General features: G+C 35.5%; 1 protein-coding gene. It reads right to left on the reverse strand.

Translation table 11 applies throughout. The features are described 5' to 3' along the window. Nucleotides 1-276: undecaprenyl diphosphate synthase family protein (locus tag SB717_RS35500; protein ID WP_486360793.1), on the reverse strand; the 276-nt coding region annotated here is incomplete at both ends.

A 276-nucleotide genomic window follows, 5' to 3' on the forward strand; every position in this document is an offset into this window, starting at 1 on the left:
GTTTAACGCGAAATTAAGAATTAATCCCGTATTCTCTTTCGTATCTTCCATGGCTTTCTCCATCGCTCTGCGTGTATGCGTAGGAAGACGATCTTTTTGCCCTATTACTCGGACTTGTACGTTTTCTTCAATCAATTCTGGTAAAAATGTACCTAGAAATTCTTCTGGAAGCTTCATTAAATAATCAACTTCCTTTTTCGGTCTTTTCCAGTTCTCAGTTGAAAAAGCATAAAGAGTTAACACTTTCACATTAAGTTTACTCGCAAATTTTGTAAT

This window comes from Priestia sp. SIMBA_032, from assembly GCF_046535215.1.
GTDB classification, from domain to species: Bacteria; Bacillota; Bacilli; order Bacillales; family Bacillaceae_H; genus Priestia; species Priestia aryabhattai.